A 25,583-nucleotide genomic window follows, 5' to 3' on the forward strand; every position below is an offset into this window, starting at 1 on the left:
TGATAACGACTGAGGCGGGCGACGTTAAGATAAAAAGGCGGTTGCCGTCGCCCGCCGGATTGGCGCAAGTATCACGCCGGGGTTATTTGACCGCGTAGAGACTGTCCAACTGGCTGATCCCCAACCCATTGCGTTTTCTCACCCGAATTTGCACCTGAATACGCTCTTTCATCGCTTCGACGTGGCTGATGACGCCGATGGATTTTCCCGTCGCATTGAGGTTGTCCAGCACGTCCAGGGCGGAATCCAGCGTGTCTCCGTCCAGTGAGCCGAAGCCCTCATCAAGGAACAGCGAGTCGATGCGGGTCTTGTTGCTGACCAGATCGGAAAGCGCCAGCGCCAGCGACAGGCTGACCAGAAAACTTTCGCCGCCGGAGAGCGTACGAGTATCTCGCGTGGCGTCGGCCTGCCAGGTGTCGACCACCTGCAGTTCCAGCGTATCGGAGGCTTTACGCTGCAGCAGGTAGCGCCCGTGTAAGCGCGACAGCTGGCGGTTAGCCAGATACACCAGATGATCCAGCGTCAGCCCCTGTGCAAATACCCGGAATTTATGACCGTTATTTGAGCCGATTAGCCTATTGAGCTGCGCCCAGTCTTCGCATTGCTGCCTGCGCCGTGCAACCTCTTCCAGCAAGGTGCGTTGTTTGTCCTGCAACTGCTGGTCGCTTTGCAGCTGTTGCCGGATCTCTCCCTGCTGCTGCGCGCCGTTTTTCAGCATATTGCCAAGTTCGGCGAGCATCTGCAGCACGTCGGCATAGACCAGGTTTTCCTGCAGCGATTTCGGTCTGGCCGCCTGATGCTGGGCGAGTTTTTCTTCCGCCTGAGCATGTAGCGCATCGGCCTGCTGCTGACGTTGAGTGAGCCGTTCCTTCAGTGCGATGAGTTGCTCGCGGGCCTCTTCGCTCAATAGCGCGCGGGTGAAGTCGCTTTCATCATCGAACGGACTGGCCCGCAACGCGTCGGTAAAGCGGCTTTCCGCCTCTTTCAACGTGTTATCGGTGCGTTGCCACTGCTGTTCCAGCGACTGTTTTTCGCCGGTCGTCCGGCTGAGTTGTGACTGGCCTGACTGCCACTTATCCTGCGCCAGTCTGAGAGCTCGCTCGTCATCCTGCGCCTGCTGACGCAGGTACGCCTGTACCTCTTTGACGCTCTGATTACCCAACAAATTCCAGCGCGACTGCTGCGCCGTTTCCAGCGATTGCAGCGTTGCTTTCAGCTGCTGCTGTAACGTGGCGAGGGCCGTTTCCGTGTCTTTCAGGCGCTGCTGCGTATGTTCGGTATCGGCACTTAGCGCCGACAGCCTGGGTTCGTACACGTGTTGTTCATGTTCGTTCTCCTGCCAGCGCTGCCATTCGCGTCGGCGGAGGTTTAGCCACTCTTCTTGTCGGGCGTCGGCGGGGGCGTCGAGATTGAACTCGGCCAGCTTATGGCTCAGGGCGTCATTCAGCCGGGCCAGCTCTTTCTCGGTTTTTTCCTGTGCCTGCTGCAATTCCTGGCGGGACTGCGTCAACGCTTCCTGTTGCTGCGCATTGAGCGCCAGCTGCTGTTGAGTCTGTTGCAGCGACTGCTGCGCGGAGGTCAGTAAATCCTTACTATCCTGAATTTGTCGTCGAGTTTGTTCACGCTCGGCGAGCTGCGCCTGCAACGCGTTCTCCTGCGCGTCGCACTGCTCCTGCCAGCGGGTCAATGCTTCCGGCTGATTCAGGTCAAAGTCGATATGCAAGCGTTCACTGACGTTTTGGCACTCCTGACGCAGGACGGCGATTTCATCGTTAACCTGATTCAGCCGCAGATGCTGCTGCTGGCGCTGCTGCTGCAACAGGTGCAGCTGGGTGGTGGTTTGCACCACTTTAGCCTGCAACGCATCCACTTCCTGCCGCAGCGTATGCAGTCGCCGCTGGGTTTCGGACGGACGCAGCGACTGATAACGCTCGACCGCCGGATGATGCGTGGAGCCGCACAGAGGGCACTCTTTACCGGACTGCAGCTGTTTACGCTCGTTCTCCAGATTGGCGATGCGCAATTCCAGTTCGTGGCGTTTATCCAGATCGTCCAGGTGGCCGACACGCTGCTGATGCTCTCGGCGCTGCTGCTCCTGTTCCCGCTCCAACTCCTGGATTCGATGGTGGTCGTCAAGTAGCTGAGATTCCAGAAGCGTGTGTTGGCTAAGCAGGCGTTGCAGGACGGTCGCGCGGGTGGCGAACTGCTGACGGTCTTGACGCTGAGCCGCCAAATCACTCAACTGCTGACGCAGCTCGTCCGTCGGCTGCGACGATTCACGCGCCTGAATGCGTTGCTGCAACTGCTCGAAATTCTGCCGAGCGCCTTCCGTCGTCGTCTGTTGCGCCTGCTGTTTTTCCAATAGCGTAGCGTGCTGTTGCTGGAAATAATCGGCGCGAACCTGCTGTTCGTCCGCCTTGGTGCGCTGTGATTTCAGCTCCTGTCGCAGTGCTTGCAACTGGGGAAACTGCGCTTCCCATAACGGGATATGGCTGCCCCAGTATTGATAAAGGCTGTGTTGCTGTCTGAATTCGGCGATGTGAGCCAGCCGGGTCTGAACGTGATCGCGTTCCTGACGCAGTTTAGACTGGTTTTCGATCAGATCTTTTTGCAGTTGCTTCTGCTGGTCCTGCGACTGCTGCTGCTGGTCGCGTTGTTCGCGCAGCGTGGCGATACGCTGATCCAGCGGCTGGATCTGTTCGCTAATCAGGGTTTCCTGCCGCTGGCGCTCTTCGGCGTGCTGTTGCTGACGCGCCGCCGCGTTTTGTTTCTGGGTTTGCAGTTGCGACAGCGTGCTCTGCTGCTGCGTCATTTGCAGATCGAGTTTGGCGATAAGATTCGCGAGGTGCGTCTTTTCCTGCGCATAACGTTGGCGCTCACTGTAAATCGGGCGCAGTTTTTCCGCAGGAATGCTGGCATCCAGACGCGCTAATTGAGGCTTCGCCTGAACGTAGTCCAACTGTAGCGACCGCTGCTTTTCTTGGCTCAACGTCAGCGCCCGCTGATGTTCCTGCAGCGTTTCAAACCAGCGCTGATGGGCGGCGATATCATCGCGATGACGCGTATTCTCCAGCTCCTGCTGCTGGAGTTCGCTGAGCTGTTGTTCGAGTTCAGCACGCCGCTCGCTGCTCAGACATTCAATACCGCCAGCCTGCGTCTGTAGCTGTTCGAGCGCGTTTTGCGCGGCTTTATGCTGCTCAAAGACGCGCTCGGAGATCCGCCCGTAGATATCGGTGCCGGTTAACTCTTCCAACAATTCGGCGCGGTCATTGGCGTCGGCGTTGAGAAAGGCTGCAAATTGCCCCTGAGACAGCATCATGGACTTGGTGAAACGGTCAAAGTCCAGCCCGGTAATCTGCGCGATGGTCGACAGCTTGTCGTTGACTTTATCGCTGATGATTTTGCCGTCCGCGCAGTACGCCAACTCCACCTTCGGCGCCTGCAGGTTGCCGTCCGGCGCGTTGCGCGCTCGGCGCTGGCTCCAAAAGGCGCGATAGGCGATGCCTTTCACCTCAAACTCGACTTCGGCCAGGCATTCCGCGGTGTGCCTGGTCATCAGCTCATTCTGACTGGGGGTGACTTTCAGTCGCGGCGTCTGGTGGTACAGCGCCAGGCAAATGGCGTCCAGCAGCGTGGTCTTACCGGCGCCGGTGGGGCCGGTGATAGCGAACAGACCATTGCTGACAAACGGCTCGCGGGTGAAATCGATTTTCCATTCACCCTGCAACGAGTTGAGGTTTTTCAGCCGTAGACTCAAAATCTTCATGCGGTTGCCTCCTGGCTATCGTCTTCCACGTCTTGCAGCACCTGAGTGAACAGCGTACGCAAACGTTGCCGCTGGAGCTCCTCCAAATCCGGCTCCAGCGCCAGCCGTCTCTCGAAGACTTCACCGGGCAGCAGTTCGTCCAGCGTCTCTTTCTCCTGCTGAACCAGCATTTGCAGATGCTGTTCGCGCGCGCGGCGCAAGAGCACCACTTCTACGTTCAAATCGTCCGTCAGGTTTTGAATATGCTGCTGGATGTCGCTCAGGTAGTCCTGAGTGGCGATTTCAATGTCCAGCCAAACCGGTTTTTCACCGTCGTATTCACGAAAACCGGCCAGGCGACGTTCGATCTCGGTCAGGCTGCCTTTGACCAGTTGCATCGGCTGAGAGGCGGGGATTGTCAGGGGGGAGACATCTGCGAGCTTGTCCTGCTCGAAACGCACCAAATAGACCGATTTCTCGTGGTTCAACTCGTCGAAACTGAGGGGGATAGGCGAGCCGCTGTAGCGAATGTGTTCCGTCTGCGCGATGCGCTGAGGACGGTGAATGTGACCCAGCGCGATATAGTCCGCCGGCGGAAACGCCTGTGCGGGGAAAGCATCCAGCGTACCGATGTAGATATCCCTCACGGAATCGGTCGTGGTCACGCCCACCGTCGTCAAGTGGCCGGTGGCGACGATCGGTAGCGCGAGGCCCATCTCTTCGCGTCGGCGCACGGCAAGCTGATAGCTGCGCTGATAGTGGTTGGCAATCGCTTCCTGCAGCGCCAGCTGCTTGTCGGCGCCAGACTGCCCGGCCTGGCTGGTCAGCACGTCGCGCGGTCGCAGGAACGGAATAGCGCATAGCAGCGCGCCGGGCTTGCCCTCTCGGTTGTTCAGCACAATAACCTGCTGTTCAAGATCGCCTTCGCAGCTCGCAATGACCTGCGTGTTCAGGCAGGAAAGTAACAGTCGGGACTCGTTCAGCGTGGCGACGGAATCATGATTGCCGCCTAAAATAACCAGCTGACAGCCGGTTTTATGCAGTTCGACCACGAAGCGGTTGTACATCTCCCGGGCGTAGCTCGGTGGCGTGCCATTATCGAAAATGTCGCCGGCCACGACGACGGCATCGACGTGATGCTGCTCCACCTGCTCAATAAGCCAGCGCAGAAACGCCTGATGTTCCGCGGCCCGGCTCTTAGTGTAGAAGTACTGTCCAAGATGCCAGTCGGAGGTATGAATAATTTGCATGGCGCGTCCTGTTGCGGCGTCGGGGGTAGCTGAGTGTTACGATTATCGGCGATTATAGACAGACAGTTTAGGGCTGTCTCAGGGAATATCCGCCCCAGCGCGGTCAGTTAACCGAGGATGACGCGGGAACCGCTTTATCATAAATCTGTCATAAAACTGACGCATAATCCCCACCGCACGCCAATAGCGACGATTAACGGCAGGATTAACGATGGCAAGACGCATTTTGGTAGTAGAAGATGAGGCGCCTATCCGTGAGATGGTGTGTTTCGTTCTGGAACAGAACGGTTATCAGCCTGTAGAAGCCGAAGATTACGACAGTGCGATCAATCGCCTGTCGGAACCTTATCCCGAGCTGGTCTTGCTGGATTGGATGCTCCCCGGCGGTTCCGGCTTGCAGTTCATCAAACACATGAAGCGTGAAACGCTGACCCGTGATATTCCCGTCATGATGCTGACCGCGCGCGGCGAAGAGGAAGACCGCGTCAAAGGNCTGGAAGTCGGCGCGGACGATTACATCACCAAACCCTTCTCCCCCAAGGAGCTGGTGGCGCGTATCAAGGCGGTGATGCGCCGCATCTCCCCGATGGCCGTCGAAGAAGTGATCGAGATGCGCGGTCTCAGCCTGGACCCTTCGTCGCATCGCGTCATCACTGAAGACCGGGCGCTGGATATGGGGCCGACCGAGTTCAAGCTATTGCATTTCTTTATGACCCACCCGGAACGGGTATATAGTCGGGAACAATTGCTGAACCATGTCTGGGGCACAAATGTCTATGTCGAAGATCGCACCGTCGATGTTCATATACGCCGCCTGCGCAAAGCGCTGGAAGCCAGCGGGCACGACAAAATGGTGCAGACAGTACGGGGAACCGGTTACCGATTTTCGACGCGCTACTGATCCCGGTCGCAGTGGAGACAACCTCACGTGTTAGAACGTTTATCCTGGAAAAGGCTGGCGGCGGAGTTGGCGATCTTCTGCCTTCCCGCGCTGCTGCTGGGACTGATATTCGGTTATCTGTCGTGGTGCTTGCTAGCGGCGGTACTGGCCGCCCTGTGCTGGAACTACTATAACCAGCTTCGCCTGTCTCACTGGCTCTGGATCGACCGCAGTATGACGCCGCCTCCCGGTCGCGGCAGCTGGGAGCCGTTGCTCTACGGCCTGTATCAAATGCAACTGCGCAGCCGTCGTCGCCGTCGCGAGCTTGCGGTGCTGATCAAACGCTTTCGCAGCGGGGCGGAGTCGCTGCCCGACGCTATCGTCATCACGACGGAAGAGGGGGGGATTATTTGGTGCAACCGCCTGGCTCAACATCTGCTGGGGCTGCGCTGGCCCGACGACAGCGGGCAAAATGTGCTGAATCTCCTTCGTTACCCTGAATTTTCCCGTTATATGCAGTCGCAGGAGTTTGAGCGTCCGCTGACGTTGCAGATTAACAACGGCCACCACGTCGAATTTCGTCTCATGCCTTATTCCGAAGGCCAAACGATGATGGTGGTGCGCGACGTGACGCAGATGCATCAGCTGGAAGGCGCCCGCCGCAACTTTTTTGCTAACGTGAGCCACGAGCTGCGTACGCCGCTCACCGTATTGCAAGGGTATCTGGAGATGATGCACGACGGGCCGATGGACGGACCGCCGCAGGTCAGGGCGCTCAATACCATGCAAGAGCAGACGCGGCGGATGGATGGCCTGGTGAAGCAGCTGCTCACGCTCTCGCGAATCGAAGCGGCCGCGACCATCAATCTCAACGAGAAGGTCGACATTCCGCTGATGCTGCGCGTGTTGCAGCGCGAAGCGCAGACGCTGAGTCAGGACAGGCACGAGATTGTCTTTCGCGTCAATGAACAGCTGATGGNGTTCGGGAATGAAGAACAGCTGCGCAGCGCCGTCTCCAATTTGGTGTATAACGCCATCAACCACACGCCGGAAGGGACTCGGATTGAAGTCACCTGGCAGCGTACGTCTCAGGGGGCGCAATTCCAGGTCAGCGACAACGGGCCGGGCATCGCGCCGGAGCATCTGCCCCGGCTAACGGAACGCTTTTACCGCGTGGACAAGGCGCGTTCGCGTCAGACGGGAGGCAGCGGTCTGGGGTTGGCCATCGTCAAACATGCGCTTAGCCATCACGACTCTCGACTGGAAATTCTCAGCGATCTGGGAGCCGGTTCCCGGTTTTTATTCACGCTGCCTAACCGTCTGATTGTGACGTCGCCTTCTTCAGAGCCCCATTCGACGCCTTCCTCGTTGTAGCCTGTCAGGCCATCATTGTCCGATGGCCTGCTAAACGCCCCCCCTGCTTCTTTTCTCCTCTGTGCAACGCTGTTACGCGGAATGAAAACTATTCTATTGTCGTAGGGCGCAATTCATGTCAGGATGAAATCACTATAGCCGTCTGGATGTCTGGTAGGGTGCGATAGTCCACGGTCTCTCATTAACCCTGTCTGTTGCGGTCAGCCACCGCCAGCAGCGACTCAGGAGTCAAATATGACACAACCTAAACCTCCGTTCCGTGCTGATGTTGTGGGCAGTCTACTGCGCCCGGCGGCGATCAAGCAGGCGCGTCAGCAATGGCTGGCGGGTGAAATCGATGCGGCGCAGCTGTGCGAAGTGGAAGATCGCGAAATTCTGCACGCCGTCGAGCGTCAGAAAGCGGTAGGGTTGCAGGTGGTCACCGACGGCGAATTTCGCCGGTCTTGGTGGCACTTCGACTTCTTCGAAGGGCTGGAAGGGGTTGAAGGCTATGAAGCCGACCACGGTATCCAGTTCAACGGTATTCAGACCAAATCCCGCAGCATCAAGGTCACGGGGAAAGTCGGGTTTAATCCGCGCCACCCGATGCTAGACGATTTTCGCTATCTGAACAGCATTGCGGGAGACGCCGCCGCTAAAATGACGATCCCGAGCCCTAGCGTGTTGCACTTCCGGGGTGGCCGCGCCGCGATCGACAGCACCGTTTACCCGACGCTGGACGCTTATTTCGACGACCTGGCTCAGACCTGGCAGGACGCCATTCAGGCCTTTTATGATGCGGGCTGCCGTTATTTACAGTTGGACGACACCGTGTGGTCATATCTCTGCTCCGAGGATCAGAAACGCCAGATCCGCGAACGCGGTGAAGATCCTGAAGTCCTTGCCAGCACGTATGCGCGGGTGCTGAATCAGGCGCTGGCCAACAAACCGGCCGATTTGGTCATTGGTTTGCACGTGTGCCGGGGGAATTTCCGCTCCACCTGGATCGCTGAAGGCGGCTATGAGCCCGTGGCCAGCACCTTGTTTGGCGGCGTGAATGTGGATGAATTCTTCCTGGAATATGACACGGAACGGGCCGGCGGCTTCGAACCGCTGCGCTTTATTCGTCCGGGCCATCAGCAGGTCGTGCTGGGGTTGATCACGACCAAAACCGGTGAGTTGGAGGCGGTGGCCGACGTGGAGAAACGGATCGCAGAAGCCGCGCAATATGTCGCGCTGGATCAACTGTGCCTCAGCCCGCAGTGCGGTTTTGCTTCTACGGAAGAGGGGAATACCCTGTCCGAAGCAGAGCAGTGGGAGAAGCTGAAGCGGGTCGTGGAGATTGCTAAACGCGTGTGGTAACGCCGTGTGACCGTGGTTTTTTATAACGCCGATAGTGAATATCGGCGTTTTTTATATGAATAAGTTTTGTTTATGACTGCATTTAGCGCAGAGCGGCATGAAAGTGCCATATTATTGCTCTGGATGGGGCTTAAATGCACAAATCATGTGTTAGCCAATAAAGAAAAACTAATCACATTCACTAGATAATATAAATAATTTAGTTCGATATTCTGCTTTTATAATCTCGCCTTGTATTTTTTCGCTATAAACGGTTTACTTAGCCACCACAAACGCTGTGTGGAAAATAACCATTCCTATACTTCTGCGCACCATCCGAAATCAAGAGCGGATTCATACCGGCGACGACCCCGTTCCGGTCTCTTTTCAGTTCGTTTTACAGGCAACACGACATACGTTATGAATTATCGTTTAAAAACCAGAGATATCGTGGCATTAGGTTTTATGACCTTTGCCTTGTTTGTTGGCGCGGGTAACATTATTTTCCCGCCCATCGTCGGACTGGAAGCGGGTCCTCACGTCTGGATCGCCGCTCTAGGCTTCCTGATCACCGCCGTGGGTCTGCCTGTGATCACCGTCGTTGCGCTGGCGCGCGTGGGCGGCGGTATCGACGCCCTGAGTACGCCGATTGGCCGGAAAGCCGGGATCGTGCTGGCGACAGTCTGTTACCTCGCCGTGGGGCCGCTGTTTGCCACGCCGCGCACGGCGACCGTTTCCTTCGAAGCCGGTATCGCCCCGCTGGTTGGCTCCGGCGGCACGCCGCTGCTGATTTATAGCCTCGTCTACTTTGCCATCGTCATCGGCATCTCCCTGTATCCCGGCCGTCTGCTGGATACCGTTGGACATATTCTGGCGCCCGTCAAAATCATCGCGCTCGGCATCCTCGGGGTTGCTGCGCTGCTGTGGCCGGCTGGCTCGTCCATCCCGCCTGCGGAGGCTTATCGTTCCATTCCTTTCTCCAGCGGTTTTCTTAACGGCTATATCACGATGGATACGCTGGGCGCGATGGTGTTTGGTATCGTCATCGTCAATGCCGCGCGTTCTCGCGGCGTCAGCGATGCCAAGCTGCTGACGCGTTACACCATTATGGCCGGTTTGATTGCTGGTATCGGTCTTGCGCTGGTTTATCTGAGCCTGTTCCACCTGGGAGCGCATAGCGGTCAGCTGATCCCGGAAGCTCAGAACGGCGCAGAAATTCTGCATGCCTACGTGCAATACACGTTCGGCAACATGGGCAGCGCGTTCCTGGCGATACTGATTTTCGTGGCCTGTCTGGTGACGGCGGTGGGGCTGACCTGCGCCTGCGCGGAGTTCTTCGCTGAATATCTGCCGCTCTCATACCGTACGCTGGTCTTCGTGCTGGGGCTGTTTTCGATGGTGGTGTCAAACCTCGGCCTGAGCCATCTGATCCAGCTGTCTATTCCGATTCTGACCGCGATTTACCCGCCGTGTATCGTTTTGGTGATGTTGAGCTTCACCCTGCGCTGGTGGAACAACAGCAGCTACATTGTCGCGCCCACCATGCTGATCAGTCTGGTCTTCGGCGTGATTGATGGCGTAAAATCGTCGGCCTTTGCTTCCTGGTTGCCTGAGTGGGCGAACTATCTGCCGCTGAGTAAACAAGGGTTAGCTTGGTTGTTGCCGTCTCTGGCCGTGTTGCTGGTGGCTGCCGTTTACGACCGATTGATCGCTCGTCAGACGTCTGCTGCGCGCACTTAGTACGGCAAAGGGATTTTCACCACAGGCGCCTGCCTGTGGTTTTTTCGTTTGTAAAACAGGGTTGCTTTAAATATGGAACAAGAGTCCAAGCTCAAGCGTGGCTTAAGCGCGCGGCATATCCGTTTTATCGCCTTAGGTTCGGCGATAGGAACCGGTCTGTTTTATGGTTCCGCCAGCGCCATCCAGATGGCGGGCCCCAGCGTGCTGCTGGCTTATCTCATCGGCGGCGTGGCGGCGTATATCATCATGCGTGCGCTGGGAGAGATGTCGGTCAACGATCCTCAGGCCAGCTCCTTTTCCCGCTATGCTCGCGACTATCTCGGCCCGATGGCTGGCTACATCACCGGATGGACCTACTGCTTTGAAATGCTGATCGTGGCGATTGCCGACGTCACGGCGTTCGGCATCTATATGGGCGTCTGGTTCCCGGCGGTGCCGCACTGGGTGTGGGTGCTGAGCGTCGTGCTGATCATCGGGGCGATAAACCTGATGAACGTGAAAGTGTTCGGCGAGCTGGAGTTCTGGCTGTCCTTCTTCAAGGTCGCGACCATCATTCTGATGATAGCCGCGGGTATCGGCATCATTATCTGGGGGATTGGCAACGGCGGCGAACCGACCGGCATCCATAACCTCTGGACCAACGGCGGCTTCTTCAGTAATGGGGTGATGGGGATGATACTGTCGCTGCAGATGGTGATGTTCGCCTACGGCGGCGTGGAAATTATCGGTATTACCGCCGGTGAAGCGCAGGATCCGCGTAAGTCCATTCCACGCGCCATCAACTCGGTCCCCTGGCGCATTCTGGTGTTCTACGTCGGGACGCTGTTCGTCATCATGTCCATCTATCCGTGGAATCAGGTGGGTACCAGCGGCAGTCCGTTCGTGATGACCTTCCAGCACATGGGAATCAATGCCGCGGCCGGTATTTTGAATTTCGTCGTGATCACCGCGTCGCTGTCGGCGATTAACAGCGATGTGTTCGGGGTAGGGCGGATGCTGCACGGCATGGCTGAACAAGGTCATGCGCCGAAAGTTTTCATGCGCCTGTCTCGTGGCGGCATTCCTTGGGTGACGGTCGTGGTGATGATGGTGGCGCTGCTGGCGGCGGTGTATCTGAACTACATCATGCCCGAAAAAGTATTCCTGGTGATTGCGTCGCTGGCGACCTTCGCGACGGTCTGGGTATGGATTATGATCCTGTGTTCCCAAATCGCCTTCCGCCGCAAGCTCACCCGCGAACAGGCTAAAGCGCTGGCGTTCCCGGTGCCGGGCGGTGCGGTAACGTCCGCGGTAGGGATTGTTTTCCTGGCATTTATCATCGGCCTTATCGGCTACTTCCCGGATACGCGTATCTCGCTGTATGCCGGTTGCCTGTGGATTGCGCTGTTGCTGGCGGGTTACTTCGTCTTCCTGCGACGTAAAGCCGCCTGATGACCGCAGGCCGGATGACGTGACCGTGTTGCTCGGTCCGGCTTGAATCTCAGTCAATAAAAAACCCCGCGGCCATCACCGCGGGGTTTTGACGTTACAGGCCGTTGAATTACAGCTTGTTGGCGTTCTGAGACAGGTATTTGGCGACGCCGTCTGGAGACGCGCCCATGCCTTCTTCTCCCTTCACCCACTGCGCCGGACAAACTTCTCCGTGCTCTTCATGGAACTGCAGGGCATCAACCATACGCAGCATCTCGTCAACGTTACGGCCCAGCGGCAGATCGTTGACGACCTGATGGCGCACGATGCCATTTTGGTCGATCAGGAAAGAGCCGCGCAGTGCGACGCCCGCATCCGGGTGTTCGATGCCGTAGGCTTTCTGAATTTCGCGTTTGATGTCTGCCACCATCGCGTATTTCACTTCGCCAATGCCGCCTTTATCGATAGGGGTGTTACGCCAGGCGTTGTGAACGAACTCGGAGTCGAAGGAGACGCCGACGACTTCAACGCCGCGCTTCTGGAACTCTTCGTAACGATGGTCGAAGGCGATCAGCTCTGACGGGCACACGAAGGTGAAATCCATCGGCCAGAAGAAGATGACGGCCGGTTTACCGTTGATGTGCTCTTTTAGGTTGAAATTTTCAACGATCTCTCCGCTGCCTAAAACGGCGGCGGCAGTGAAATCGGGGGCGGGACGAGTGACCAGAACCATAATAACTCCCGTGGTGTTAAATGAGTAAAGCGGAGGGATATAAACCCTGTCGAGTATAGGTATTTCGCCAGGGTGAATAAAGGGATGGTCGGCCAATCAATGAGATAGGTTCTGCCTATTGCATCAATTGGTATTAGTTTACGAATCCGTCCTGTTAACGCGGGGCAGACGATGACAGTTGTCCGCTTTTGGCGCTCTCCATCATGACGGGATAAAATTGCCAGAATAGGACTTCAAGCTGATGATAGTGGCGCTCAATATCCTCGAAAGAGCCCGCCAGCGCCGCCAGTCGAGGGCGACGTTGCGCCATGCGGTACAGGACTTCGCCGATAAAAGGCAGCTCGGCATAGCGCTCTAGCCAACGTTCGGTCCACAGATAGTTGTTCAGATTGCGGAAACGCTCAGGGGTGTGCGGCAGATGAGGCTCTATTTCCCGGCGGGCGTCGGCGACGAACTGCGCCAATGTAACGTGAGGGGCCAGTCTCGACCAATGCAGAGCCAGAAAATGGTCCCACAGCACGTCGAGCGTAATCGGCGCGACGCGGCGATAATCAGGGCTGAAATAGCGGCACGCGGCACGGACTTCCGGCAGGCTGTCCGTCAGGCTGTCGATTCGGCGATGCAGCCGAATACCGGCGACGATCTCATCGGGAAAAACGCCGTCGGGGTTGCCGCGCACAAAGTCAGCCATCAGGTTTCCCAGCAGGGAGCTATCGGCCAGCGCGGCTAGATGGAGATGGGCGAGAAAATTCATCCCGGCAGTATAAGTGCAATTCCTCTTGCAGACCGCTTATTTCTTGCAGCCGGTCGTTCCCGGCTCTAGACTAGGCCGCCTCTTTTTCCCTCTGTCAGATAGCTAAGTGAATAGTCATGCGTGTTGCCGATTTTTCGTTTGAACTCCCTGAGTCCCTCATCGCTCATTATCCCCAGGCGCAGCGTAGCGGGTGCCGTCTGTTATCGCTGGATGGGCCGAGCGGCAAGACCTCACTGGGCATCTTTAGCGATTTGTTGGATAAGCTGGAGCCCGGCGACCTGCTGGTTTTCAACAATACACGCGTGATCCCAGCTCGCCTGTTCGGACGCAAAGCGAGCGGCGGTAAGCTGGAAGTCCTGGTGGAGCGGGTACTGGACGAGCATCGCGTGCTCGCGCATGTCCGCGCCTCGAAGGCGCCTAAGCCGGGCGCTGAGCTGGTGCTGGGCGAGGATGAAAGCGTGGCGGCCACGATGCTGTCCCGTCAGGACGCGCTGTTCGAAATTCGTTTCGACGATCCGCGCGACGTCCTGACTATTCTCAACGACATCGGCCATATTCCGCTGCCGCCCTATATCGACCGTCCTGATGAGGATGCCGACCGGGAACTGTATCAAACTGTCTACAGCCAGCGTCCCGGCGCGGTGGCGGCGCCGACCGCCGGTCTGCACTTCGACGAGCCGCTGCTGGCCGCGTTGCGCGACAAAGGGATTGAAATGGCCTTTGTCACCCTGCATGTGGGCGCGGGGACTTTCCAGCCGGTGCGGGTCGACAGCATCGAAGATCACGTTATGCACGCCGAGTATGCGGAAGTCCCGCAGGACGTTGTGGATGCCGTGCTGGCGTGTAAAGCCCGTGGCAACCGGGTAATCGCCGTCGGCACAACGTCCGTCCGTTCACTAGAGAGCGCCGCGCAGGCCAGTTCGGATGCCATTATTGCCCCGTTCTTCGGCGATACCCGCATCTTTATTTATCCCGGCTATCACTACCGCGTCATCGATGCGCTGGTCACCAATTTCCACCTGCCGGAGTCCACCTTGATCATGCTGGTCTCCGCTTTCGCAGGCTACCGTCACACCATGAACGCCTATCGCCAGGCTGTGGCGGAGCAGCTACGCTTTTTCAGCTACGGCGATGCGATGTTTATCACGCGCAATCCCGAGGCGGAACAGGAACATGTCGGCGAATAAACCGATGATTACCGGCGGCGAATGCCGTCGGCAGCAGTAACTTTTATAGGCAATCAACAACGACATCAGACTGTTTCTCTGGTGCTGGAGGTTAAGTGAAGTACGAATTGTATACGACGGATGGTCGTGCCCGCCGCGGACGACTGGTGTTTGAGCGTGGCGTGGTAGAGACCCCGGCTTTTATGCCGGTGGGGACTTACGGCACGGTCAAAGGCATGACGCCGGAAGAAGTGAAAGAGACGGGCGCGCAGATCATTTTGGGCAACACGTTCCACCTGTGGTTGCGGCCGGGGCAGGAGATCATGAAGCTGCACGGCGACCTGCACGACTTCATGCACTGGCAGGGGCCGATACTGACTGACTCCGGCGGCTTCCAGGTATTTAGCCTGGGCGATATCCGCAAGATCACCGAAGAAGGCGTTCATTTCCGTAACCCGATCAACGGGGATTCGATCTTCCTCAGCCCGGAAAAATCGATGGAAATTCAGCATGACCTGGGATCGGATGTCGTGATGATCTTCGACGAATGTACGCCGTATCCCGCCGACTGGGATTACGCCAAACGCTCAATGGAAATGTCGCTGCGCTGGGCGAAGCGTTGTCGTCAGCGCTTCGACGAGCTGGGTAACGGCAATGCATTGTTCGGCATCGTACAGGGCAGCGTTTACGAAGATTTACGAGATGTGTCGGTAAAAGGGCTGGTAGACATTGGTTTTGATGGGTACGCTGTGGGCGGCCTGGCGGTCGGTGAGCCGAAAGCGGATATGCATCGCATTCTGGAACACGTCTGCCCTCAGCTTCCGGAAGACAAACCCCGTTACCTGATGGGCGTTGGGAAGCCGGAAGACTTGGTGGAAGGCGTGCGACGCGGCGTAGATATGTTCGACTGTGTGATGCCGACCCGCAATGCCCGCAATGGTCACCTGTTTGTGACCGACGGCGTGGTGAAAATTCGCAACGCCAAGCATAAGGATGATACCGCGCCGCTGGATGCCGAATGTGATTGCTATACATGCCGCCATTACAGCCGTGCTTATCTGCATCATCTTGATCGCTGTAACGAAATACTCGGCGCGCGTCTCAATACCATCCATAATTTGCGCTATTATCAGCGGCTGATGGCAGGTTTACGTCAGGCTATCGAGGACGGTAAATTGGATGACTTTGTCACCGCCTTTTACCAGCGTCTTGGTAAGCCGGTTCCGCCGGCGATCGACGCAGCATAAGTCGTATAAGCAGTATGAGGGCGGCGGCGGACGTCGCTCCCTTGACGTTTTTTGGTTTGATCACTTTTTCGTTTTTATAAAGAGGAAACTTACATGAGTCTTTTCATTTCCGATGCCGTTGCAGCAACAGCGGGGGCTCCGGCGCAGGGAAGCCCTTACTCTCTGATCATCATGCTGGTTGTGTTCGGTCTGATTTTCTACTTCATGATCCTGCGTCCTCAGCAAAAGCGCGCCAAGGAACACAAAAAGTTGATGGATTCCATCAGCAAAGGGGATGAAGTGCTGACCAACGGCGGCCTGGTAGGTCGTGTGACTAAAGTCTCCGAGAATGGCTACATCGCCATCGAACTGAACGAAAACAACGAAGTCGTGATCAAACGTGATTTCGTCGCCTCCGTGCTGCCGAAGGGTACTATGAAAGCCCTGTAATTTTTGCTTCTTCCCAAAGGGAACTACCGTGTTAAACCGTTATCCTTTGTGGAAGTACATCATGCTGATCGTGGCTGTTCTTATCGGTCTGCTGTATGCGCTTCCTAACCTATATGGTGAGGATCCGGCGATTCAGATCACTGGCGCGCGCGGTGTCGCCGCCAGTGAATCTACGCTGGTCCAGGTCCAAAATGTCTTAAAAGAACAGAATCTTTCCAGCAAGTCGATTGCGCTCGAAAACGGCGCGATACTGGCTCGTTTCTCCAACCCTGACGTACAGCTCCGCGCTCGTGAAGCGCTGCTCGGCGAGCTGGGCGACAAGTTCGTCGTTGCGCTCAACCTGGCTCCCGCGACCCCGCAGTGGCTGAGAGTGCTCGGCGCTGAACCCATGAAGCTGGGGCTTGACCTGCGCGGCGGCGTGCACTTCCTGATGGAAGTGGATATGGATACCGCGCTGGGCAAGCTGCAGGAGCAAACCATGGACTCCCTGCGCAGCGACCTGCGCGAGAAAAACATTCCTTACGCGTCCGTCCGCAAGAGTGATAACTACGGCGTCGAAATTCGCTTCCGCGACGGTCAGACTCGCGATCAAGGCGTCAGCTACCTGACGTCCCGCCACCGCGACCTGGTCATTAACGCCAATGGCGACGCGACGCTGCGTGCGGTCATGAGCGATGCGCGATTGAGCGAAGCCCGCGAGTATGCGGTACAGCAGAACATCAACATTCTGCGTAACCGTGTGAACCAGCTGGGCGTCGCGGAGCCGTTAGTTCAGCGTCAGGGCGCCGACCGTATCGTCGTCGAGCTGCCGGGTATTCAGGACACGGCGCGCGCGAAAGAAATTTTGGGCGCGACGGCGACGTTGGAGTTCCGTCTGGTCAACGCTAACGCGGACTCCACGGCGGCAGCCAGCGGCCGCGTCCCGGGTGACTCGGAAGTGAAACAGATGCGCGAAGGCGGTCCTGTCGTACTGTACAAGCGCGTAATCCTGACCGGCGACCACATCACCGATTCCACGTCCAGCTCCGACGAATATAACCGTCCTCAGGTCAACATCTCTCTGGACAGCGCCGGCGGCAATATCATGTCCAACTTCACCAAGGACAACATCGGCAAGCTGATGGCGACGCTGTTCGTGGAATATAAGGACAGCGGTAAGAAAGACGCCAACGGCCGTTCAATCCTGGAGAAACAGGAAGAGGTCATCAACGTCGCGACTATTCAGTCTCGCCTGGGTAACAGCTTCCGTATCACCGGTATTAACAATCCGAACGAAGCTCGTCAGCTGTCGCTGCTGCTGCGCGCCGGTGCGTTGATTGCGCCGATTCAGATCGTCGAAGAGCGGACTATTGGCCCGACGCTGGGGATGCAGAACATCACTCAGGGGCTGGAAGCCTGCCTGTGGGGGTTGATCGCGTCCATCGTGTTCATGGTGGTCTACTACCGCAAATTCGGGATTATCGCGACCACGGCGCTTATCGCTAACCTGGTGCTGATTGTCGGGATTATGTCCCTGCTGCCCGGCGCGACGCTGACCATGCCGGGGATTGCCGGTATCGTGCTGACGCTGGCGGTGGCGGTTGATGCGAACGTGTTGATAAACGAACGTATCAAGGAAGAGCTGAAAAACGGTCGAACGGTGCAACAGGCGATTCATGAGGGTTACAAAGGCGCGTTCTCCAGTATCGTGGATGCTAACGTGACGACCCTGATCACTGCCGTGATCCTGTATGCGGTCGGTACCGGCTCGATCAAAGGCTTTGCCATCACCACGACGATCGGGGTTGCAACCTCGATGTTTACGGCGATTGTCGGTACCCGTGCCATCGTAAACCTGCTTTACGGCGGTAAACGCATTAACAAGCTGTCTATCTGAGGAGTGCGTTGTGGCACAGGAATATACTGTTGAGCAACTCAACTACGGCCGTAAAGTCATCGACTTTATGCGCTGGGACAATCTGGCGTTCCTGATCTCGGGGATTCTGCTGGTGATTTCGCTGGTGCTGATTGGCGCCCGCGGCTTCAACTGGGGACTGGATTTCACCGGTGGTACGGNGATTGAAATTCACCTGGAAAAACCGGGCGATCTGGACGAAATGCGTCAGGCGCTGGAGAAAGCCGGCTTTGCCGATCCGCTGGTTCAGAACTTCGGCAGCAGCCGTGACGTGATGGTGCGCATGTCGCCGAACGTCGGCAACTCCGGGCAGGAACTGGGCAATCAGGTGTTGAACGTGATTAACCAGAGCACCTCCCAGCACGGCGAAGTCAAACGTATCGAGTTCGTTGGACCGAGCGTCGGTAACGATCTGGCGCAGGCGGGCGGCATGGCGCTGCTGGCGGCGCTGATCTGCATCCTGATCTACGTTGGCTTCCGTTTCGAATGGCGGTTGGCGCTGGGCGCGGTTATCGCGCTGGCGCATGACGTCATCATCACGCTGGGCGTGCTGTCGCTGTTTCAGATCGAGATCGATCTGACGATTGTGGCCTCGCTGATGTCGGTCATCGGCTACTCGCTGAACGACAGCATCGTGGTCTCCGACCGTATTCGTGAGAACTTCCGTAAGATCCGCCGCGGTACGCCGTATGAGATCATGAACGTGTCGCTGACGCAGACGCTGAGCCGTACCATCATGACGTCCGCCACCACGTTGGTGGTGGTGCTGATGCTGTATATCTTCGGTGGTGCGATGCTGTCGGGCTTCTCGCTGGCGATGCTGATTGGCGTCTCCATCGGTACGGTGTCTTCGATTTACGTCGCGTCCGCACTGGCGCTGAAGCTGGGTATGAAGCGCGAGCACATGATTCAGCAGAAAGTCGAGAAAGAAGGCGCGGACCAGCCGTCGCTGTTACCGTAACGTCCTCTTTCGAACCGCAAAAAACCCGCCTGCTACGGCGGGTTTTTTTTGGCTTACGCCACGGCGGGCGGCCGAAATGCGGGGGGAACGATGCCCGCTTACCGGCGCGGCTCGTCAGCGCGCGGGCGGAGAAATGTGGTCCGTCTGTGGCGCAGGGGCGGCGACCTTCTCGATATCATACAGGCGAATAAAACCCAGCTGTTCGGGGGATAGGCCGGTCAGGCGCAGCGCGATCGCGGCCTCCCATTTAGGGAGCAGCGTTTGCGTCACCGCGAAGGATTGGGTCTGCGCGCCCTCTGTGAGCGGCTTACCCGACGCATCCAGCTCGCCCCAGTCCAGATGGGCGCGGAAATTAGGCAGTGTTCCACCGTCGAGCAATCGGATATGCAACTGGGCATACGTCCCGCTGGCTTCCTGTGACACATGGCTGAGAGAGACGCTGAGTCGGCCTATCGCGCTGTCCACCAGTGCATAATTTTTTGCTGCCGGCAGCAAGTAAACGCCTGCGTTGGAGTGTGCGTTGAGGGTGTTCTGGCGCTCGAGCGCCACGGCCTGTTCAGCCAGCGTCTGCAAGCGCTGGTTCAACTGACTAATCTCTTGCTGCACCTGGGGCAGCTGTTGCTGATGGGCGCAGCCTGCCAGCGCGATCAGGGGCGGCAGCAAGGTCAACAGACGGAAGCGGACGGTCATGAAAGAGTCTCCTTGAGGAACGGCGCGTACCTCCTGAAGGCAGGGAAGCGCCGTCGCCGGTTAAGTGTTCTGCGACAGATAATAGCGGATGTGGCACAAAAACGGGGGAAGAGAGAAGAAGGCTGCGCCCGCGGGACGGGGCGCAGCGGTTGAGAGGGTCGCTTATTGCCAGCCGTAGCGGCGAGCGAAGAAGCCTTTCATCGCCTGCGTCAGCATCATGTAGCCGCAAAGAATGGCGATGAGCCATGGGAAATAGCTCAGAGGCAGCGGCTGCAGTTCCAGGAACCCGGCCAGCGGTGAAAATACCAGCGCGATCCCCGTCGCCATAATCAGCAGCGTCATCATTGCCAATGGCCATGACGGACGGCTCTGGAGAAACGGAATTTTACGGGTACGAATCATATGCACGATCAGCGTCTGCGACAGCAGCCCTTCAATAAACCAGCCGGACTGGAACAGCGTCTGCATTTCCGGCGTGTTGGCCTGGAATACCCACCACATCAGGGCGAACGTCGCCACGTCGAAAATAGAGCTGATCGGCCCAAAGAACACCATGAAACGACCAATATCTCCAGCATTCCAGCGCTGCGGACGGCGAATCTGCTCATCGTCCACGTTATCGAACGGAATGGCGATCTGTGAAATATCGTACATCAGGTTCTGGATCAGCAGATGCAGCGGCAGCATGGGCAGGAACGGGAGAAACGCGCTGGCGATCAGAACGCTGAACACGTTGCCGAAGTTCGAGCTGGCGGTCATCTTGATGTATTTCAGCATGTTGACGAAGGTTCTACGCCCTTCGATAACCCCTTGCTCCAGCACCATCAGGCTTTTTTCCAGCAGGATGATATCGGCGGCTTCCCGGGCGATATCCACTGCGGAGTCGACGGAGATGCCAATGTCCGCCGCCCGCAGGGCAGGGGCATCGTTAATGCCGTCGCCCATGAAGCCCACGACATGGCCCTGCGCCCGCAGCAGACGCACAATCCGCTCTTTGTGCATCGGCGTCAGTCGCGCGAACAGCGTGGTGGTCTCAGCCTGAGTCGATAGTTCCTCATCGGTCATTTCGTCGAGACGGCTGCCGAGCAGCGTCTGCGAACAGTCGATGCCGACATCGCGACAGACCTTGGCGGCCACGAGTTCACTGTCCCCGGTCAGGATTTTGACCGCGATCCCACTGTTGTTCAGCGCTTTTAACGCAGGCGCGGTGCTCTCTTTCGGCGGATCGAGGAAGGCGATATAGCCTTCCAGAATCAGGTCCGACTCATCGACGCGGGAATAATCCCGCGGCTCGGCGTCGACCCCCTTGCTGGCGACGGCCNCCACGCGCAGGCCCTGGCGATTCCAATCGTCGGTGAGGTGGCGGATCCGCAGCAACCGATCCTCATCCAGCATCATGGTTTCTTCGCCGATGCGTATGGAAGAACACACGCTCAGCATTTCTTCCAGCGCGCCTTTACAAATCAGCCAATGCTCCCGGTCGTTTTCGGCGACGACGACCGACATCCGGCGGCGTTCGAAGTCGAAGGGGATCTCATCCACCTTGCGCCAGCGGGAGAGGACGTCGTGCTGCTCTTTATCGGAAATGCCTTCCAGTACGGCCTGATCGAGCAGATTGCGCAGCCCGGTTTGATGCGCGCTGTTCAACCACGCCAGACGTAGCACCTTTTGGCTGCAGCGCCCGAACGCATCGGTATGACTTTCCAGCGCAATGCGATCCTGCGTCAGCGTGCCGGTCTTATCGGTGCACAAAATATTCATCGCGCCGAAGTTCTGAATGGCGTCCAGACGTTTGACGATCACTTTCTGACGAGAGAGTTTTACCGCGCCTTTCGCCAGCGTTGAGGTGACGATCATGGGCAGCATTTCCGGCGTCAGGCCGACGGCGACCGACAGCGCGAACAGCGCCGCTTCCCACCAGTCGCCTTTGGTGTAGCCGTTGATGACCAGCACGATGGGCGTCATCACCATCATAAAGCGGATCAGCAGCCAGCTGACGCGGCTGATGCCCTGCTGAAAGGCGTTTTCCTGCTCGGGCTGATTCGTCACTCGGTCCGCCAACTGGCCGAACCAGGTGTTGGCGCCGGTGCCAATAACTATCGCCTGCGCCGTACCGCTGATCACGTTGGTGCCCATGAAGCACAGCGTGTCGCTTTCCAGCGCCGGGGCGTTTTTCGCCAAGCGACTTTGCGCGACTTTTTCGACGGGCAGCGACTCACCGGTCAGCGATGCCTGACTGATAAACAGATCGCGCGCCTGCAACACGCGCAGATCGGCCGGGATCATGTCGCCGGCCGCCAGCTTGACGATGTCGCCCGGCACCAACTGATCCATCGGGATTTCCTGATACTCGCTGCGTCCGGTCTGGTCATCGCATCGCAGTACGGTGGCGGTATTGCTGACCATCGCCTTCAGCGTATCCGCGGCTTTTCCTGAACGGGCTTCCTGAATAAAGTGCAATAGCGTCGAAATCAGCACCATCAGCCCAATTACCAGTGCCGCGGTCAGATCTTCCGTTGCGTAGGAAATTAGCGCCAGCAGCGTCAGCAACAGATTGAAAGGGTTGCGATAGCAGCGCCACAAATGCAGCCACCAGGGCGCGGCCTGTTCGCCGGGGATCTGATTTTCACCGTAGGTCAGTCGTGCCTGCCGGACTTCATTGGGCATCAGCCCTTCGGGGTGGCTGTCAAAAGCCTGATAGAGCGCTTCTTCACTTTGCCAGGCGTAGTGATGACACTGACGGGCGAGACGCTCCGGAATCGCATTCGCCTGGCCGTCCGGCATGGGTGAGCGATGAAACAAACGAGAAGGCAGATGGCGGCTAATTTGGGCGAGCCATTGCCGGGTGAGGCGTGTAAATAGCATAACAGTCCCTCCGCCACGACGGAGTGACGTCGCGGCGTGCTGACGCGCAGGGGTCATTCACCGGCGCATCGGTTTTTAACAACAGCAGGGACGATTTATGAACGTCGCTGCCTTACTGATCGGTCGGTAAGGCAGCGAGAAAAGCGCGGGCTGCCTTACCGAAGAAGTCCTGCCTGCGCAGGGTGAGGTTCGGGTTCCATTCAATTTCTCCGGTGGTCGATGCCATCCCGTACGACGCGATTGTGCGGTCGGGAGGCGAGTTTCAGCTCAGGCGAAAGCCGTAAACGGCAGGCGCCATTATGCGGAGTCACAACTTAGCAGATCAATCCTCAACCCAATCTAAACCGATGTCTGGAGGGCGCATATGGCCGCGTCGCGCCATATGGAGGCTGGGTTAGGCGCTGAATTCAGGGTAAACTATTCTCATGATAAACGGAGGGAGCGGGAAAGGTTATGCATTGCCCATTTTGTTCTGCAGTTGATACCAAAGTGATTGATTCCCGGTTAGTTAGTGAGGGAGCACAGGTACGTCGACGTCGTCAGTGTCTGGTCTGCAACGAACGTTTTACCACCTTCGAAGTGGCGGAACTCGTGATGCCTCGTATCATCAAAAGCAACGATGTGCGGGAGCCCTTCAATGAGGACAAACTGCGCAGTGGTATGCAGAAAGCGCTGGAAAAACGGCCGGTGAGCTCCGATGACGTTGAGATGGCGATTAACCATATCAAATCGCAGCTGCGCGCCACCGGAGAACGAGAAGTTACCGCCAAGATGCTGGGTAATCTGGTGATGGATGCGCTGAAAAAGCTGGATAAGGTTGCCTACATCCGTTTCGCCTCGGTTTACCGCAGTTTTGAAGATATCCGAGAGTTCGGGGAAGAGATCGCCCGTCTACAGGATTAACCCCGTCATGCCGCGCAGTCGGCGCTGAAAAGAGAGGCTGGGAATGACATTACCGTCGGATGAGTTTTATATGGCACGGGCGCTGGAACTGGCGCGCCGCGGGCGTTTCACCACCGCGCCCAATCCCAACGTAGGCTGCGTCATCGCCCGCGACGGCGAAATCGTCGGTGAAGGCTATCACCAGAAAGCGGGCGGTCCCCATGCGGAAGTTCACGCGCTGAGCATGGCCGGTGAGCGTGCGCACGGCGCAACGGCCTATGTCACGCTGGAACCCTGTAGCCATCACGGGCGGACGCCGCCCTGCGCGGATGCGCTGATCGCCGCCGGCGTCAAGCGGGTGGTGGCCGCCATGCAGGATCCTAATCCACAGGTGGCCGGGCGTGGGCTGACGCGATTGCATCAGGCCGGCATGGATGTCAGCTACGGGGTAATGGCGGCGGAAGCGGAACAGCTCAATCGCGGTTTTCTCAAACGCATGCGCACCGGACTTCCCTACGTACAGCTCAAGATGGCGGCGTCTCTGGATGGCCGCACGGCGATGGCGTCCGGAGAAAGCCAGTGGATCACGTCGCCGCAGGCGCGCCAGGACGTGCAGCGGTTTCGCGCCGAAAGTGCCGCCATCCTGAGCAGCAGCGCGACCGTGCTGGCGGATGACCCCTCTCTGACCGTGCGCTGGGAGGAGCTTGACCCGGATACGCAGCGCGCCTATCCGCAGGATCAGCTACGTCAGCCCGTACGGGTGGTCGTCGACAGTCAGGAGCGGGTCACGTTTCGTCATCGCCTGATCCAGCAGCCCGGCTCAACCTGGCTGGCGCGCCAGAAGGCCGATGCGCAGGCCTGGCCGTCGTCTGTCGAACAGTTGGCGTTGCCGTTGCAAGGCGAAGGGATCGATCTGGTGGCGCTGATGATGCTGCTGGGCAAACGCGAGATCAACTCGGTGTGGGTCGAGGCAGGCGCACGGCTGGCGGGAGCGTTGCTACGCGCCAACGTGGTGGACGAAGTGCTGCTCTATCTCGCGCCGAAGCTGCTGGGAGAGGCGGCGCGTCCTCTTTGCGTCTTGCCGGGATTGTCCCAATTGTCCCAGGCGCCGGAGTTTTCGCTGGCTCAAGTAGCGCAGGTTGGTCCCAATCTGCGTCTGACCCTTAAACCGCAGTCCTGAGGCCGCGGTACGCGCGTCGCGTTGTACAAAATATCGGCTGACAAAACCGGACACGACGCCGGAAGAATATGATAGAATCCGCCCCCCTGCGGGGCACTTAAACCAGTCAAAGGAAAGCTATGAACGTTATTGAAGGTGTTGTTGCTACTCCTAATGCCCGCGTGGCGATTGCAATTGCCCGCTTCAACCATTTCATCAACGACAGCCTGTTAGAAGGCGCCGTTGACGCTCTGAAACGCATCGGCCAGGTGAAGGAAGAGAACATCACCGTGGTCTGGGTGCCGGGAGCCTACGAACTACCGCTAGCGGTACGCGCGTTGACCAAAAGCACTCAAAACGGCGGTTACGATGCCGTGGTGGCGCTGGGAACGGTGATCCGTGGTGGAACAGCCCATTTTGAATTTGTGGCTGGCGAATGCAGCTCAGGTTTGTCGCAGGTTGCCATGAACAGCGACATTCCCGTGGCTTTCGGCGTACTGACGACGGAAAGCATTGAGCAGGCTATCGAACGCGCCGGCACCAAAGCGGGTAATAAAGGCGCAGAAGCTGCGTTGACCGCGCTTGAAATGATTAATGTATTACACGCTATCAAGTAAGCCTGATTAAGTAAGGGGTATTTCCGTGAAACCTGCTGCTCGTCGCCGCGCCCGTGAATGTGCGGTTCAAGCGCTTTATTCCTGGCAGTTATCTAAAAATGATATTGCCGATGTTGAACTAGAATTCCTGAGCGAGCAGGATGTCAAAGGCGTTGACATCACCTATTTCCGCGAGCTGTTGACCGGGGTGGCGACGCAGGCCGAGCGTATGGATGAGTTGATGATGCCATACCTGTCCCGCAAGCTGGAAGAACTGGGTCAGGTGGAAAAAGCGATTCTGCGTCTGGCGGTTTTCGAACTGAGCCGACGTGATGATGTGCCTTATAAAGTGGCCATCAACGAAGCCATCGAACTGGCTAAAGTGTTCGGCGCTGAAGACAGCCACAAATTTGTCAACGGCGTGCTGGATAAAGCGGCCCCACACCTGCGTAAGAAATAAGTTATTCGGGACCGGATTACCCGTCCCG

20 protein-coding genes are annotated in these 25,583 nt (G+C 57.6%); 14 read left to right on the forward strand and 6 right to left on the reverse strand.

Features of this window, described 5'->3' with window-relative positions; all coding sequences use genetic code 11:
- Positions 1-82 precede the first annotated feature (82 nt).
- Positions 83-3,766 carry an AAA family ATPase gene (locus SB13_RS02295; protein WP_026738794.1) on the reverse strand — a complete coding sequence of 1,228 codons (3,684 nt, stop codon included), beginning with the start codon at positions 3,764-3,766 and terminating at the stop codon, positions 83-85.
- Positions 3,763-4,995: an exonuclease subunit SbcD gene (gene sbcD, locus SB13_RS02300; protein WP_026738795.1), complete on the reverse strand. Its 1,233-nt coding sequence runs from the start codon at positions 4,993-4,995 to the stop codon at positions 3,763-3,765. Before sbcD ends, SB13_RS02295 begins: the two co-directional genes overlap by 4 nt.
- A 211-nt stretch (positions 4,996-5,206) precedes the next feature.
- On the opposite strand from sbcD, the gene phoB reads away from it, so the two are divergent.
- The 5 genes from phoB to proY all read left to right on the forward strand — a co-directional run bounded on the left by phoB (position 5,207) and on the right by proY (position 11,740).
- Positions 5,207-5,896 carry a phosphate response regulator transcription factor PhoB gene (gene phoB / locus SB13_RS02305; RefSeq protein WP_026738796.1) on the forward strand — a complete coding sequence of 230 codons (690 nt, stop codon included), beginning with the start codon at positions 5,207-5,209 and terminating at the stop codon, positions 5,894-5,896.
- A gap of 27 nt (positions 5,897-5,923) precedes the next feature.
- Entirely contained in the window at positions 5,924-7,249 is a 1,326-nt protein-coding gene (gene phoR / locus SB13_RS02310) for a phosphate regulon sensor histidine kinase PhoR (RefSeq protein ID WP_026738797.1), read from the forward strand.
- Positions 7,250-7,483: 234 nt separating this feature from the next.
- The gene (locus tag SB13_RS02315; protein ID WP_026738798.1) at positions 7,484-8,590 is read left to right on the forward strand and encodes a cobalamin-independent methionine synthase II family protein; all 1,107 of its coding nucleotides are present in this window, start codon (positions 7,484-7,486) and stop codon (positions 8,588-8,590) included.
- A gap of 399 nt (positions 8,591-8,989) precedes the next feature.
- Positions 8,990-10,309 carry a branched-chain amino acid transport system II carrier protein gene (gene brnQ / locus SB13_RS02320; RefSeq protein WP_026738799.1) on the forward strand — a complete coding sequence of 440 codons (1,320 nt, stop codon included), beginning with the start codon at positions 8,990-8,992 and terminating at the stop codon, positions 10,307-10,309.
- A gap of 72 nt (positions 10,310-10,381) precedes the next feature.
- On the forward strand, positions 10,382-11,740 hold the full coding sequence (gene proY / locus SB13_RS02325) for a proline-specific permease ProY (RefSeq protein ID WP_026738800.1): 1,359 nt from the start codon (positions 10,382-10,384) through the stop codon (positions 11,738-11,740).
- A gap of 109 nt (positions 11,741-11,849) precedes the next feature.
- Here the strand turns inward: proY and SB13_RS02330 are convergent, their stop codons facing one another.
- Complete coding sequence (locus tag SB13_RS02330) at positions 11,850-12,452, reverse strand: peroxiredoxin C (RefSeq protein ID WP_026738801.1); 603 nt, start codon at positions 12,450-12,452, stop codon at positions 11,850-11,852.
- Between the two features lie 154 nt (positions 12,453-12,606).
- Complete coding sequence (locus tag SB13_RS02335) at positions 12,607-13,206, reverse strand: acyl carrier protein phosphodiesterase (protein ID WP_026738802.1); 600 nt, start codon at positions 13,204-13,206, stop codon at positions 12,607-12,609.
- Between the two features lie 116 nt (positions 13,207-13,322).
- Between SB13_RS02335 and queA the strand changes: the two genes are divergently transcribed.
- The 5 genes from queA to secF all read left to right on the forward strand — a co-directional run bounded on the left by queA (position 13,323) and on the right by secF (position 18,903).
- Complete coding sequence (gene queA / locus SB13_RS02340) at positions 13,323-14,393, forward strand: tRNA preQ1(34) S-adenosylmethionine ribosyltransferase-isomerase QueA (RefSeq protein WP_026738803.1); 1,071 nt, start codon at positions 13,323-13,325, stop codon at positions 14,391-14,393.
- A gap of 95 nt (positions 14,394-14,488) precedes the next feature.
- On the forward strand, positions 14,489-15,619 hold the full coding sequence (gene tgt, locus SB13_RS02345; protein WP_026738804.1) for a tRNA guanosine(34) transglycosylase Tgt: 1,131 nt from the start codon (positions 14,489-14,491) through the stop codon (positions 15,617-15,619).
- A gap of 93 nt (positions 15,620-15,712) precedes the next feature.
- Positions 15,713-16,048, forward strand: a complete 336-nt coding sequence (yajC, locus tag SB13_RS02350) for a preprotein translocase subunit YajC (protein WP_026738805.1) — start codon at positions 15,713-15,715, stop codon at positions 16,046-16,048.
- Between the two features lie 28 nt (positions 16,049-16,076).
- Positions 16,077-17,924 carry a protein translocase subunit SecD gene (gene secD, locus SB13_RS02355; protein WP_026738806.1) on the forward strand — a complete coding sequence of 616 codons (1,848 nt, stop codon included), beginning with the start codon at positions 16,077-16,079 and terminating at the stop codon, positions 17,922-17,924.
- Between the two features lie 10 nt (positions 17,925-17,934).
- Positions 17,935-18,903 (forward strand): protein translocase subunit SecF, encoded by a 969-nt coding sequence (gene secF / locus SB13_RS02360; protein ID WP_026738807.1) that lies wholly within the window; start codon positions 17,935-17,937, stop codon positions 18,901-18,903.
- A 114-nt stretch (positions 18,904-19,017) separates the two neighbouring features.
- Here the strand turns inward: secF and SB13_RS02365 are convergent, their stop codons facing one another.
- Positions 19,018-19,593, reverse strand: coding sequence for a DUF3251 domain-containing protein (locus SB13_RS02365; RefSeq protein ID WP_026738808.1), 576 nt, complete (start codon positions 19,591-19,593; stop codon positions 19,018-19,020).
- A 162-nt stretch (positions 19,594-19,755) separates the two neighbouring features.
- Entirely contained in the window at positions 19,756-22,458 is a 2,703-nt protein-coding gene (gene mgtA, locus SB13_RS02370) for a magnesium-translocating P-type ATPase (protein ID WP_026738809.1), read from the reverse strand.
- A gap of 453 nt (positions 22,459-22,911) precedes the next feature.
- Between mgtA and nrdR the strand changes: the two genes are divergently transcribed.
- The 4 genes from nrdR (at position 22,912) to nusB (ending at position 25,555) form a co-directional block, all read left to right on the forward strand.
- Complete coding sequence (gene nrdR, locus SB13_RS02375) at positions 22,912-23,361, forward strand: transcriptional regulator NrdR (protein WP_026738810.1); 450 nt, start codon at positions 22,912-22,914, stop codon at positions 23,359-23,361.
- 43 nt (positions 23,362-23,404) lie between these two features.
- Positions 23,405-24,520, forward strand: coding sequence for a bifunctional diaminohydroxyphosphoribosylaminopyrimidine deaminase/5-amino-6-(5-phosphoribosylamino)uracil reductase RibD (gene ribD / locus SB13_RS02380; RefSeq protein WP_026738811.1), 1,116 nt, complete (start codon positions 23,405-23,407; stop codon positions 24,518-24,520).
- A gap of 119 nt (positions 24,521-24,639) precedes the next feature.
- A complete protein-coding gene (ribH, locus tag SB13_RS02385; protein WP_026738812.1) occupies positions 24,640-25,116 on the forward strand; it encodes a 6,7-dimethyl-8-ribityllumazine synthase in 477 nt (158 codons plus the stop codon).
- A gap of 25 nt (positions 25,117-25,141) precedes the next feature.
- Positions 25,142-25,555: a transcription antitermination factor NusB gene (nusB, locus tag SB13_RS02390; protein ID WP_026738813.1), complete on the forward strand. Its 414-nt coding sequence runs from the start codon at positions 25,142-25,144 to the stop codon at positions 25,553-25,555.
- Positions 25,556-25,583: the final 28 nt, after the last annotated feature.

This window comes from Lonsdalea quercina subsp. quercina (assembly GCF_000688695.1).
In the GTDB taxonomy this organism is placed as follows: Bacteria; Pseudomonadota; Gammaproteobacteria; order Enterobacterales; family Enterobacteriaceae; genus Lonsdalea; species Lonsdalea quercina_D.